This is a genomic window from Desulfocicer niacini (assembly GCF_054657595.1).
In genome coordinates, this window is sequence record NZ_BAAHYK010000006.1 from 17,565 (window position 1) to 30,031 (window position 12,467).

The window sequence follows — 12,467 nt, forward strand, 5'->3', positions numbered from 1 at the left end:
ATCAAACGCCCAATAATGCTCATGTCGGCCTGCCGACACAAGGAATAATCAAAAAGCATTTGCTGTCAGCACCCAATACCCAGCACCTTCTCTTTCATATAACCCACATGGCAGTAATTACCTGCCACAACGAATAATGAGTCGTAGACGCGGAGCCAAATGGCATTATGCCGCCGCCCCCCCGACGGGCAATGGGCCCGAACCGGAACTGTAGACAGCTCGATTGTCCGGTTCCTATTGCCCATCGGGGGGGCGGCTCTGCTGAGGTTGCCTTGAAGGCTACCTTTTCATATACCCCCCATGACTGTAACCACCAGCTACAACGAACAATGAAAAAGCAGTTGCTATCAGCACCCAGTACCTGCTTTTTCATATAAAAAAAAATAGGGGAACCATTGTAATGCCATGGTTCCCCCACATTCAATCTGCAGCAGACACGCACAGGGCGCATCCAACAGGCCTATGACAGAAAAAATTTTCTCACCACAGACCTGATATCATCTCCGTTTAAAATCAACCGATAAGTGCCAGAACGGCATCCTTGGGTACGGAATCACCGGAACCAAAGTTGATGGCTGTAATTTCACCATCCGCCGGAGCTGGCAGTGCATTTTCCATCTTCATGGCTTCCAGAATCACCACAATATCGCCTTTTTTAACCACATCTCCCACGTTTTTCTCATATTTGATGATCATGCCCGGCATGGGCGCTTTCACAGGCGTACCGGAACCGGCACTGGCCGCCGGGGCCGGAGCCGCAGCAGGTTTGGGTTTGCTGGGTGCCGGGGCCGGTTTTGCAGGGGCTGCCGGTTTTGGTGCAGCGGCACGTGCAGGCGGCGGCGGAACAAGACCCGGTGCACCGGATGCCTGAAGAACGGGTGCCGTGGAAGCAGGTGCAGCTGCCGCTTCAGGTGCAGGTGCCGGCTGTGCATAGGCAATCACCGGTGCACCACCAACTTCGTCCACGCCCACTTCAAAATATTCGCCTTCCACAAACACGTTAAAGGTACGAAGGGCGTCTGTTTTTTCCGGTACATCTTTGGTGGTGGTCTTTTCAACCAGATCTCCGGCCTTTGCCTTGCGGATGAGCTCATCTCTTGCTGCTACTTCTTCCATGGTAATGGGTTTCATGGAATTGGGTACCGCTTCCTTACCATACTTGATCTGTAGAAATTTTTTGCCCGTAACAGGAAACAGGGTGTATAGGATGAGATCATCATCATCCACTGCCAGATCACCGATGATCTTCTTGGCATCTTCAAGTTCCGGCTTGAGTACTTCCGCGGGCTTGCAGGTGATAGGGGTTTCACCCCGTTCGTATCCTTTGAGGGCCTTTTTCTGTACCTCGGGATCAATGGGGATGGCTGTCTTTCCATAAAGGCCGTAGCACAGATCTTTTACCTGGGCGGTGATCATCTTGTAACGCTCTTCTTTGGTGTCAAAGAGCACATTATTCACGGTCTGGGTGCCCACGATCTGGCTTGTGGGGGTAACCAGGGGAATCTGTCCCAGATCTTTGCGCACCCTTGGCAGCTCTTTGTACACATCACCGATTCTATCAAGGGCATCCATTTCTTTGAGCTGATTCACCAGGTTGGAAAGCATGCCGCCCGGGGTCTGATGCAGCAGCACGTTTATGTCAATCACTGACACCTTGCTGTCATCAAGCAGGTGTTTGTACTTGGGCAGAATCTCCTTTTCCAGGGTTTCGTTGATGGAAGCCAGGGTTTCAATGTCAAATCCGGTGTCTCTGTCGGTGCCGATAAGGGACATGACCAAGGGTTCCAGAGCCGGGTGGGACGTTCTGTAGGCATAGGGGGTAAGACAGGTATCCAGGATATCAACGCCTGCTTCCACGGCCTTTAAATGGGTCATGGATGCCATTCCCGAAGTGAAATGGCTATGCAGATGAATCAGGGGTTTTACATTTTCTTTCAGGGCCTTGATCAGCTCGTAGGCATCATAGGGGGCCATGAGTCCTGCCATATCTTTAATGCAGATACTGTCTGCGCCCATGGCTTCAAGCTCTTTGGCCTTTTTGATATAATAATCCAGTGTATAAACCGTTCCGCCCATGCGGGGCTCGGTGAGGGAGTAGCAGATGCAGCCCTGGAAATGTTTGCCGCAGGATTTAATAACCGGAACCACGCACTCAAAGTTGCGGTAATCGTTCAGGGCATCAAAGGTGCGGAAAACATCCATGCCGTTTTCTGCGGCCCGTTTGACAAACAGCTCCGCCACATCATCGGCATAGTTTCTGTAACCCACCAAATTCTGACCCCGGAGCAGCATGGAAAGGGGGGTTTTTTTCAAATAGCGTTTCAGGGTACGAAGACGCTCCCAGGGATCTTCATTTAAAAACCGATGCATGGTGTCAAAGGTGGCACCACCCCAGACTTCCATGGCCCAAAAGCCGATGTCATCCATGCGCTCGGCCACGGGAATCATGTCTTCGGTTCGGCCCCTGGTGGCAAAAAGAGACTGATGACCGTCACGAAGTGACAGGTCTTCAATCTTTAGGGGATTTTTGGCAGCAGGCCTCTCTTTTTCACAATTCAATTCACACATGTTTATTTTGCCGTGTTCACTCATTTATGCTCTCCTAAATTATTTTTTCACCTGACATCCTCTCATGCGCTACAGGGCATGAAAGAAAGTGGCGGTTTTCTTTATTTATCTGAACACCCTTGTCTGCATTAGAAAACGCCCTTGCATCTGATCTGTACGTCCTGCAGTGCCCCAGGCATTAAACATCACCGGAGCTGGAGCAGGCACTTTTGGGGCAGTCTCCTCGACGGGGGCACCGCCGGATGCAAAAAAGGCGGCCTCCTCCTGGGTTTTAATGTAGGTAAATACTGCCGCCGTGGCAGCAGCAAGTTTTTTCTTGTCCATATATTGCCTCCGAATTAGACGGGAATATTACCATGTTTTTTGGCGGGCCGGGTCTCACGTTTGGTGCCCAGGGCTTCCAGGGCATCAATAAGACGCATGCGGGTCTGGGCCGGTTGAATCACAGCATCTACATATCCGCGGCTGGCCGCACAATAGGGATTGGAAAAGAGTTCTTCATACTCTGCTATCTTTTCTTTTCGTTTGGCAACAGGATCTTCAGCGCCTTTGATTTCCCTGGCATGGATAATATTGGCTGCACCTTCGGCTCCCATCACGGCAATCTGAGCACTGGGCCATGCAAAGGCCATGTCCGCCCCGAGATGTTTGGAGCACATGGCAAGGTATGATCCGCCATAATCCTTCCGGGTGATGAGCAGCAGCTTGGGCACCGTGGCTTCGGAGTAGCACCACAGCAGCTTGGCACCATGGCGGATGATGCCGCCCCACTCCTGGTCACTGCCAGGCAGATAACCGGGCACGTCGGCAATGGTGAGCATGGGAATGTTAAAGGCATCACAGAAACGGATGAACCGTGTGGCCTTGTCCGAGGCATTGATATCAAGGCATCCGGCCATGAAAAGGGGCTGGTTGGCAATAATACCGATGGGGCGACCATTGAGCCGGGCAAAGCAGGTCAGAATATTTTTTGCAAAATGGGCGTGGGGCTCAAAGAATTCACCATCATCCACAATGGAGCTGATGACGGTTTTAATGTCATAGGCCTGATTGGGATTGTCTGGAATCAGCTCATCCAGGGCCGGGTCCATGCGATGAGGATCATCCGTTGTGGGCTTTAATGGCGGATCTTCCATGTTATTGGACGGCAGATAGGACAGCAGGGTCCGAATCTCTTCCAGGGCGTGTTCATCATTATCACATGCAAACTGTGCCACACCGCTTTTTTCGTTGTGGGCCATGGCTCCGCCGAGATCCTCAAAGGTAATTTCCTCACCGGTGACGGACTTAATCACCTGGGGACCTGTGATAAACATGTAGCTGGTGTCTTTTACCATGAAAATAAAGTCGGTCATGGCAGGTGAGTATACGGCGCCACCGGCGGTGGGTCCCATGATGGCCGAAATCTGAGGAATCACCCCGGAAGCCGAGGCGTTACGAAAGAAAATTTCCCCATATCCGGACAGGGAATCTACCCCTTCCTGGATGCGGGCTCCGCCGGAGTCGTTGATTCCCACCACCGGGGCACCGGCCTTCATGGCCAGATCCATGATTTTGCAGATCTTTTTGGCTTGCATTTCACCCATGGAACCTGCCCGGGAGGTAAAATCCTGGGAATATGCAAATACTGTCCTTCCCGCCACAAGGCCATGACCGGTGACCACACCATCAGCGGCAATTTCTTTTGTTTCCATGCCGAAATTAGTACACCGATGGGTTACAAACATATCAATTTCACGAAAGGTCCCCTGGTCAAAAAGCAGATCAAGCCGTTCCCTGGCATTGAGCTTACCCTGTTCTTTTCGTTTAGCAAGGGCTTTCTCGCCCCCCATGCCAAGGATCTTTTTTTCCCGTTCTTTAAGATCCTTGATTTTATCAGCTACAACACCCATAATATCACCCTTTCTGTTACTATATTTTAATTAAGCCGTTCACCGATCAATGGAAAACACCAAGTGCAATGCCACGTTTCGGGATATTCATCCCAAGGCCAATCAATACATTTATTTCAGTAAACCTGAAGGCGTAGTGAACTACAATTCCATTGGGGCTGTCAACAACTAAACACGCACCATAAACTAAATATAATTCTTCATACAGATTCAGCCACAAGGACGTTTTTATACTATTCAAAGAAATTAAGGCGCAATCACAACGGAAACACCCCTGGGGGCCGGGGGCTCAGGCTTACATTTAAAAAGATTTTGTCAAAGTTGTAGATAAAAAAGCAGGCCATGTCAAGCAATCAAGGCAAAAGAAGAACATTCATATAATGAACAAGTCTCTAATATCATTAAGGACAGGGCTTAATAACAACATGGGGATGGAATCAGCTTATGATCAAAGCCAAAATTATTTTTTCAGCACCAGTACATAAATACGTCCAGTATGGTTCATATGGCCTGCCGCATGCTCCGCCCAGGGTCCATGGCCACAAAAAAAATCCACCCGACCCGGGCCTTTAATGGCACCACCGGTATCCTGGTTGACCACAAAGCCTGAAACCGGGTTAAAGCGCTCTGCCAACGTTCCCGGTGCGTCCATGGAAGGCATGCTGGTTTCCACAAAACAAAGCGCCCCCCGGGGAAAAACAGACCGGTCCGTTGCAATGGAGCGAAGGGGGGTCAAGGCCACTCCGATGCTGCCATAGGGCCCGCCTTTTTCCTTCCGAAAAAAAACAAAACTGGTATTATGATGAAACACCTCTTCCAGGCGATGGGGATACGCCTTGAGCCATGCCCGGATGGCCTGCATGGACATCTCTTCTTTTGGGATTTCGCCTTGATCAATGAGATATCGCCCGATTGACTGGTAGGGATGCCCATTTTTGCCATCATAATGAACCCGCAACACCTCCCCGTTATCCAGTTCCACCCGGCCTGACCCCTGGATTTCCAGAAAAAACCGATCCGTAAGGTTGGATACCCAGGCCACGGGCGGTGCCAGAAGATAAAAATCGCTTCGCCCGTTGATCTCCGCCCGGGTAAAATAAGGCACCACCTGGTTATCTGGAGTCACCCTGGCGGTGAGGATGGCATCTTTATTGTATTTTGACGAAAACCGGGAAAGATCCACCCGCACCAGATCCCGGGGAAGACTGTACAGGGGCACCGGATATTTTGTTTCGTCCCGGGTCAGACTTCCCCGGAGACTTGGCTCATAATATCCTGTGAACAGCACTTCTTTATTGCGATCCCGTCCCATGGACTGGAACACATCGTAATATCTTTTAACAAATCGGGTGACCGCATCCGATGAAGGCTTTGTCTCAATGAATTGGAGAAAATATTCCAGGGACCGCTTCATGTGTGCGGCCGAAAAGGTCTCTTCTCCCAGTTTAAACATCCGGTTTGCGGGGATTTTACCATAGTACACAAGACTCTGTGCCAGCGCCCGGTCCAGATCCGGGTTGGCCAGGGTGTCTTCGAAATCAGGAAAGGCCCTTTCAGGCAACTTTATAAAAGACACCGACGGCAGGGAATCCGGGGTTCTTGAAGAAAAAAGGCAGCCCCCTCCGGAAAGAAGCATGCTGCACACACCCAACACAAGGCACCATTTTTTTAACCACTTTTTTATCATGAAATTTTCGCGTCTTATTCCTGATATCGCCGGGCCAGAAAGCTGCCGCTTTTACCACCGGTCTTACTTTTTAAGTGAATGTCGGAAATGACCATGGCCTTATCATAGGATTTGCACATGTCATAAATGGTCAGGGCCGCCACAGACACCGCAGTCAGGGCCTCCATTTCCACACCGGTCTGACCGGTCAAAGAGGCGCTTGCCTCAATTTCCACTGCATTGTTTGTCGGATCAGGGAAAAAATCCACGCTTACATGGGTCAAGTTCAGGGGATGACACATGGGAATGAGATCCGCTGTTTTTTTGGCAGCCATGACCCCGGCAATGCGGGCCGCCTCCAGCACATTTCCTTTTTTCACCGTGGCATCCATGATGCGGGCAAGGGTATCTCCGGTCATGGTGACACATCCCCGGGCCACGGCCACCCGTTTGGTCATTCCCTTATCTGCCACATCCACCATTCTGACCCGTCCATCCTGATCCAGGTGTGTAAAATCTGTCATTTCAAACTCCTCATATTTTTTATATAACTCACATGGCTGTGAGCACCAGCCACAACGAATATTGAAAATGATATCATGCCGCCGCCCCCCGACGGGCAATGGGCCCGGCCCGGAACCGTAGACGGCTCGATTGGCCGGTTCCTATTGCCCGTCGGGGGGCGGCTCTGCTGAGGTAGACTTGAAGGCTACCTTTTCATATAAAACCCGCATGGCTGTGAGCACCAGCCACAACGAACAATGGAAAAGCAGTTGCTATCAGTACCTAGTGTTTCATATAAAATAAAATCGCCTGACTATATCCACAGTGCCTTTTCAAGGCAAGACTATTTTTCCCCCACTACTGGTTCAAAAACGCCATGGCCCTTTTCTCCGACCAGTATTCTCCCTCTTTGTTAAAGGCCACAAATCCCACATGCCCCCCGGAACGGGGGATTTCCAGTGTTATCGTGCTGTTTTCTTCAGCTGCTTCTACAGGATAACACGCCGGAGATAAAAAAGGGTCATCAAGGGCGCTGACAATCAATGTGGGCACACGGATATGGGGGATAAATTGAAGGCTGCTGGATTTTTCCCAATAATCTTCAGCATCCAGAAATCCATGCAGGGGCGCTGTGTATCGGTCATCAAACACCTTGAAATCTTTTATCTGCTCATAGCCATGATCATCTATTTTCCCCGGCATCAGGCGCATTTTGTCTCGTATTTTTTTTCTCAGTTTGCGCAAAAAACGTTCCATATAAATGCGGTTGGAAGGCCGGGCAAGAACGCTGGCACTGGTGGCCAAATCACAGGGTACAGAAAACACCACGGCTTTTTTCACCGCCGGATGCACCGTGTCCCGCCCCAGATGCACCAGGGTAAGATTGCCCCCCAGGCTGAACCCCACCAGGTAAACCGACTGGTAATGACCCCGGTTCAGGGCATGGTCAATCACAAAGGACAGATCTTCTGTAACCCCATTGTGATAGGAACGCAGATACCGGTTGGGTTCACCACTGCAGGAGCGATAGTTCCAGGCCAGGGCATCCCAGCCCATGCGGTTGGCGGCCTTGGCCATGCCCGTGACATAGGGCCTGTGGGTATTTCCTTCAAGACCATGGGAAATAATAACAAGGGTGGTACTTTTTCTTCTGGCCCAGTCCAGATCCAGAAAATCCCCATCCGGGGTATTTACGCGCTCCCGCTGGTAAAGCCCGTTTATATCCATTTTTCGGCACATGGAGGCAAAAACGGATTGAATATGGCCGTTATGCATGCCCCATGGCGGTGTGTAATCCATTGGCTTTTTTCTCCTTATTCTTTTTTATATAACTTGCATGTCCTGATGGACACAACGAAATATGAACATCTCCTGTCGAGAACAGCAATCTGAAACCATCTTATCCACCCTGCATGAATTTTTCAAGGTCTGGGTGCCTCGTAAACATTGATGCAGAGGGTTGTGTAAAAGCTGAGGATTTAAAGCCCATCCCATTGACATAAAGAACAAACAGCAGTAGTCTGAATTGTAATTGTGTAACTCAAAAACCAAAAAGAAAGGAGGAGCCACCATGGGTTTTGCACCGACAAAAATGCAGTTGAAAAGTGACGCATTTAAACATGATACGCTAATGCCGTCCAGGTTCACCGGCGAAGGAGAAGATGTTTCTCCGGCATTATCATGGGAAGACCCACCCGAAGGAACCAGGGCCTTTGCCGTTATCTGTCACGACCCGGATGCCCCGCTGGTAAGCAGCACAGGCACCTATGGATTTGTTCACTGGGTACTTTATAATATTCCCGGAGATGTGACGCACCTGGATGAAGGCACCCCCTTATATACAAATGGTATTACAGATTTCGGACAAACCGGTTACAACGGTCCCATGCCGCCCAATGGACATGGGGTTCACAATTATTATTTCTGGGTACTGGCACTGAATAAGGCAGTGGAACTGGAACCGGGCCTGAACCTGTGGCAGTTACTGGCAAAAATAGAACCCCATCTTATTGGAATGAACCGACTTATGGGACGTTATAAAAGAGATTAAAAAAAGCCCCCCCCATCGCCCGGAGGTAACATGACTTCTGAAGAAATTTTTATGTCTGCATTGGCGTTTGAAAAAAAGAACAGAGACCTGTACCTGTCAGCTGTTAAGACCATTGATAATAAAAGAGGAAAAAGCATTTTCAAGGCCCTGGCAGACGACGAACAATCCCATGTTGATTTTCTGGAATACAGCCTTGAAATGTTGAAATCAAAAGGACAGATTGATATTGCAAAACTTAATTCGTCCATACCCCAGCCCTCAGACCTTGAGAATAAAATTGAAAAAATGAAGGCAAAGATTCCCCAGCAGTTTCTGGGCAATGTCCAACGGGTCTTAAATACGGCCCTGCAATTTGAAATTGAAACCACTGAATTCTATCAGGACGCCTGTGGCAAGACAGAAGGATCCATCAAAGAAATATTTAAAAAATTCGTAACCATAGAACAACGTCACGAAAAAATTGTGCAGATAGAACTCGATCATGCCTCAAACAATGGGCACTGGTTTGATTTCATGGAAACCGATATGGAAGAAGGCTAATTTTTCCGGACGGAAGCACGACACACGCATGGATCTGTGGGGTTGAAAAAAAGACAGCACCCCCCTTGACTGTTTGGTATGTATCATTATATTCAGCGCAAAACGGTGAGGTCGTCTTTTTTCTCCCCGCACTGTCACGTCCCTAACCCTTCTTACAGGAGCTTTCTTGTGACTCAACCATGCATGAGTTGTGCCCGCGTCGGAACATCTTGTTGTAAAAACAACCAGGTCAATCTTACAACAGGCGACATTCAACGGGTATCCGATTTTCTCGGACATCAAAATTTTTACACCCTTGAACCCCCGGTTCTGGAAGAGATCTGCCCGGCATATGACCCCCAATGGCTGCCCTTGATCATGGAACCCACGGGCAAGGTCCGCGTATTAAAAAGAACTGCGGAAAAAAACTGCTCCATGCTCACGGAAAACGGATGTCAACTGCCCTATGACTGTCGCCCCTTGATCTGCAGGCTTTATCCGTATACCTACACCGAGGAAGGAATCATGGGAATTGATGCATCCTGCCCCATATCAAGGGAAAAAAACTGGTCTGTCATCCTTGAACAGCTGGACATGCCGGCAGACAAAGCAAGACAATGGCTTGGTCTCCTGTACACAGAGGTCAAAAAAAGCCATGAGCCGTGCGAGGTGAGCCCCCCGCAGGTCTGCTCCCTCCCTCCATCCATTTTCGGGACTTGATCACCTTCGGCCATCTTTTATGGATGGGGTCACACCTGCGTTGCCCCACATAAATGGGGTCACATAAATGGGGTCAGGCTTGCGTTATTGGCATTATCGGTGATTTGGGTGTTTGCACAGGCTGTGATCGATAACGCCAATAACACAAGCCTGACCCCGTTGGCCCCCAATCATGACTGGCCGATGTCATGCTCAATCCCCACATTTTAAGAGGAGAACAATAATGACCTTGAATAAAATTGAAGAACTGCTTGGCAATGAGGCAGAATCCTTGCTCAATCACACCTGCAAAACCATCTCAAAAGAGCAACTCCATCTGCCCGGGAAGGACTGGGTGGATCGGATTTTTGTAAATTCAGACCGTTCCATTCCCGTGTTGAAAAACCTCCAGGCCCTTTTCAGCCATGGCAGACTTCAGAACACAGGCTATCTGTCCATCCTGCCCGTTGACCAGGGCATTGAGCATTCGGCCGGGGCATCCTTTGCCCCCAATCCCATCTATTTTGATCCGGAAAACATTATCAAGCTGGCCATGGAAGGGGGCTGCAATGCCGTGGCATCCACCTTGGGCGCCCTTGGCAGTGTTGCCAGAAAATATGCCCACAAGATTCCTTTTATTTTAAAGATCAATCACAATCAGCTGTTAAGCTGCCCCAACGGCTTTGATCAGATTCAGTTTGCATCCATTAAACAGGCCCGGGACATGGGCGCCGCCGCCGTGGGGGCAACCATTTATTTCGGCAGCCCGGAAAGTAACCGCCAAATCGTGGAAATTGCCCGGCTGTTTTCCGAGGCCCATGACATGGGGCTTGCCACCATTTTGTGGTGTTATCTTAGAAACAATGCCTTTAAGCAGGATGGCACGGATTATCACAGCAGTGCCGATCTCACCGGCCAGGCCAACCACCTGGGGGTTACCCTGGGGGCCGATATCATCAAGCAGAAACTGCCGGAAAACAACTTTGGATATAAAGCCTTGAACCAGAACGGCAGCTTTGGGAAATTCGACGAAAAAATGTATACACAGCTTTCAAGTGATCACCCCATTGATCTGACCCGTTACCAGGTGGCAAACAATTTCATGGGCCGCATGGGATTGATCAATTCCGGAGGCGCTTCGGGCAAAGACGATCTTGCCCAGGCCGTGAAAACCGCCGTTATTAACAAGAGAGCCGGAGGCATGGGGCTTATCAGCGGGCGCAAGGCCTTTCAGAAGCCCATGGCAGAAGGAATCACCCTTTTAAATGCCATCCAGGATGTCTATCTTAATCGGGAAATCACCATTGCATAAACGGTGAATGAAAAGCTCTGGCTTGGTCACAACATAGGGCAGTTTCGGGAGGGGTCCATGAAAAAATCAAGGCGATTCATATTCCTTGCCATATTGATCGGTGCAGCCGCCACGGCAGGTTTTATTTTTTTACGGGAAAAGCCTTCCTCAAACACCATCCGGATGTCCGGTAATATTGAAATAACCGATGTGCAGCTGGGATTTAAGATTACCGGAAGGCTGGCCCAATGCCTTGTGGATGAAGGGAATAAAGTGGCCAAAGGCGATGTGCTGGCCCGTCTGGAAAATGAGGATCAGACCATCGCCCTGGCCCTTGCCCGGGCCTCCCTTGCCCGGGCGGAGTCCATGCTTGCCGAACTCATGGCAGGCAGCCGTCCCGAAGAGATAGACAGATCCCGTGCACGGGTGCTCCAGGCCCGACAGGTGGTACTGGAGCTCACCCGGGGCACCCGTCCCCAGGAAATCCAGAGCGCCACATCCGATGTGAACAACGCCCTGGCTGCCGTAAAATCCGCCCGGGCCCGGCTCAGCCAGGCAAAGGCCGATTATGATCGGTTTTCCGCTCTGTATGATCAAAATGGCACAAGTCCCCAGGAGTTCAAGCGATACCAGACCCAGTATGAAGTGGCCCGAAACGAGGTAACCCAGGCAGAATCCAGGGTCGATACCGCCCGCCAGGCACTGTCCCTTGGAAAAGAAGGCCCACGTCAGGAACAGATTGAACAGGCAAAAGCCGCCCTTGCCCAGGCTGAAGCGGAATTGGCACTGGTGAAGCAGGGCCCCCGAAAAGAAACCATCCAGCAGGCAAAAGCCCAGGTCAATGAGGCCCAGCAGCGGGTCAATCAGGCCCGGCAGCAGCTTTCCTACACAGAACTTTTCGCCCCCATGGACGGAATCATCCTGGTAAGATCTGCGGAACCCGGCGAATACCTGAACCCCTCCACCCCGGTGGTCACCCTGGGGGATCTGGATCATCCGTGGCTCCGGGCTTTTATCACGGAAACAGACCTGGGCAGAATCCGGCTCAATGATAAAGCAGATGTATTCACCGACGCTTTTCCCGACAAACCCTTTGAGGGTCGTCTCACCTTCATCAGTAGCCAGGCCGAATTTACGCCCAAGTCCGTCCAGACCTTTGAAGAAAGGGTAAAGCTGATGTTCAGAATCAAAATTGCACTTGCCAACCCCCGGGGCGAACTTAAACCGGGCATGCCTGCCGACGCCGTCATTACACCCATTGTACCGGTGGTGAATTAA

The 12,467-nt window shown here is 50.4% G+C and carries 11 protein-coding genes; 5 read left to right on the top strand and 6 right to left on the bottom strand.

The genetic code is table 11. From position 1 onward, the window contains the following. Positions 1 to 513: 513 nt before the first annotated feature. The 6 genes from ACYQ2M_RS04230 to ACYQ2M_RS04255 all read right to left on the bottom strand — a co-directional run bounded on the left by ACYQ2M_RS04230 (position 514) and on the right by ACYQ2M_RS04255 (position 7,929). The gene (locus ACYQ2M_RS04230) at positions 514 to 2,592 is read right to left on the bottom strand and encodes a pyruvate carboxylase subunit B (RefSeq protein WP_459915074.1); all 2,079 of its coding nucleotides are present in this window, start codon (positions 2,590 to 2,592) and stop codon (positions 514 to 516) included. A gap of 81 nt (positions 2,593 to 2,673) precedes the next feature. Continuing rightward, positions 2,674 to 2,892 (bottom strand): hypothetical protein, encoded by a 219-nt coding sequence (locus tag ACYQ2M_RS04235; RefSeq protein ID WP_459915075.1) that lies wholly within the window; start codon positions 2,890 to 2,892, stop codon positions 2,674 to 2,676. A 14-nt stretch (positions 2,893 to 2,906) separates the two neighbouring features. After that, positions 2,907 to 4,460, bottom strand: coding sequence for an acyl-CoA carboxylase subunit beta (locus ACYQ2M_RS04240; protein WP_459915076.1), 1,554 nt, complete (start codon positions 4,458 to 4,460; stop codon positions 2,907 to 2,909). 460 nt (positions 4,461 to 4,920) lie between these two features. Beyond that, positions 4,921 to 6,147: a murein transglycosylase A gene (gene mltA, locus ACYQ2M_RS04245; protein WP_459915077.1), complete on the bottom strand. Its 1,227-nt coding sequence runs from the start codon at positions 6,145 to 6,147 to the stop codon at positions 4,921 to 4,923. A gap of 14 nt (positions 6,148 to 6,161) precedes the next feature. Then, positions 6,162 to 6,650 carry a cyclic pyranopterin monophosphate synthase MoaC gene (gene moaC, locus ACYQ2M_RS04250; RefSeq protein ID WP_459915078.1) on the bottom strand — a complete coding sequence of 163 codons (489 nt, stop codon included), beginning with the start codon at positions 6,648 to 6,650 and terminating at the stop codon, positions 6,162 to 6,164. A gap of 337 nt (positions 6,651 to 6,987) precedes the next feature. Continuing rightward, on the bottom strand, positions 6,988 to 7,929 hold the full coding sequence (locus ACYQ2M_RS04255; protein ID WP_459915079.1) for a YheT family hydrolase: 942 nt from the start codon (positions 7,927 to 7,929) through the stop codon (positions 6,988 to 6,990). 271 nt (positions 7,930 to 8,200) lie between these two features. Here ACYQ2M_RS04255 and ACYQ2M_RS04260 point away from each other — a divergent pair, with 271 nt between their 5' ends. The 5 genes from ACYQ2M_RS04260 (at position 8,201) to ACYQ2M_RS04280 (ending at position 12,467) form a co-directional block, all read left to right on the top strand. Further along, the gene (locus ACYQ2M_RS04260) at positions 8,201 to 8,680 is read left to right on the top strand and encodes a YbhB/YbcL family Raf kinase inhibitor-like protein (protein WP_459915080.1); all 480 of its coding nucleotides are present in this window, start codon (positions 8,201 to 8,203) and stop codon (positions 8,678 to 8,680) included. Between the two features lie 30 nt (positions 8,681 to 8,710). Next, positions 8,711 to 9,220 carry a ferritin family protein gene (locus ACYQ2M_RS04265; protein WP_459915081.1) on the top strand — a complete coding sequence of 170 codons (510 nt, stop codon included), beginning with the start codon at positions 8,711 to 8,713 and terminating at the stop codon, positions 9,218 to 9,220. Positions 9,221 to 9,388: 168 nt separating this feature from the next. After that, positions 9,389 to 9,919, top strand: a complete 531-nt coding sequence (locus tag ACYQ2M_RS04270; protein WP_459915082.1) for a YkgJ family cysteine cluster protein — start codon at positions 9,389 to 9,391, stop codon at positions 9,917 to 9,919. Between the two features lie 223 nt (positions 9,920 to 10,142). Further along, positions 10,143 to 11,210 (top strand): class I fructose-bisphosphate aldolase, encoded by a 1,068-nt coding sequence (locus ACYQ2M_RS04275; protein ID WP_459915083.1) that lies wholly within the window; start codon positions 10,143 to 10,145, stop codon positions 11,208 to 11,210. Positions 11,211 to 11,267: 57 nt separating this feature from the next. Next, a complete protein-coding gene (locus ACYQ2M_RS04280) occupies positions 11,268 to 12,467 on the top strand; it encodes an HlyD family secretion protein (RefSeq protein ID WP_459915084.1) in 1,200 nt (399 codons plus the stop codon).

What these genes read in the sequence shown, in the direction of transcription:
- ACYQ2M_RS04230 (WP_459915074.1), bottom strand. Translation starts at nt 2,592, where the DNA reads ATGAGTGAACACGGCAAAATAAACATGTGTGAATTGAATTGTGAAAAA.
- ACYQ2M_RS04235 (WP_459915075.1), bottom strand. Translation starts at nt 2,892, where the DNA reads ATGGACAAGAAAAAACTTGCTGCTGCCACGGCGGCAGTATTTACCTAC.
- ACYQ2M_RS04240 (WP_459915076.1), bottom strand. Translation starts at nt 4,460, where the DNA reads ATGGGTGTTGTAGCTGATAAAATCAAGGATCTTAAAGAACGGGAAAAA.
- mltA (WP_459915077.1), bottom strand. Translation starts at nt 6,147, where the DNA reads ATGATAAAAAAGTGGTTAAAAAAATGGTGCCTTGTGTTGGGTGTGTGC.
- moaC (WP_459915078.1), bottom strand. Translation starts at nt 6,650, where the DNA reads ATGACAGATTTTACACACCTGGATCAGGATGGACGGGTCAGAATGGTG.
- ACYQ2M_RS04255 (WP_459915079.1), bottom strand. Translation starts at nt 7,929, where the DNA reads ATGGATTACACACCGCCATGGGGCATGCATAACGGCCATATTCAATCC.
- ACYQ2M_RS04260 (WP_459915080.1), top strand. Translation starts at nt 8,201, where the DNA reads ATGGGTTTTGCACCGACAAAAATGCAGTTGAAAAGTGACGCATTTAAA.
- ACYQ2M_RS04265 (WP_459915081.1), top strand. Translation starts at nt 8,711, where the DNA reads ATGACTTCTGAAGAAATTTTTATGTCTGCATTGGCGTTTGAAAAAAAG.
- ACYQ2M_RS04275 (WP_459915083.1), top strand. Translation starts at nt 10,143, where the DNA reads ATGACCTTGAATAAAATTGAAGAACTGCTTGGCAATGAGGCAGAATCC.
- ACYQ2M_RS04280 (WP_459915084.1), top strand. Translation starts at nt 11,268, where the DNA reads ATGAAAAAATCAAGGCGATTCATATTCCTTGCCATATTGATCGGTGCA.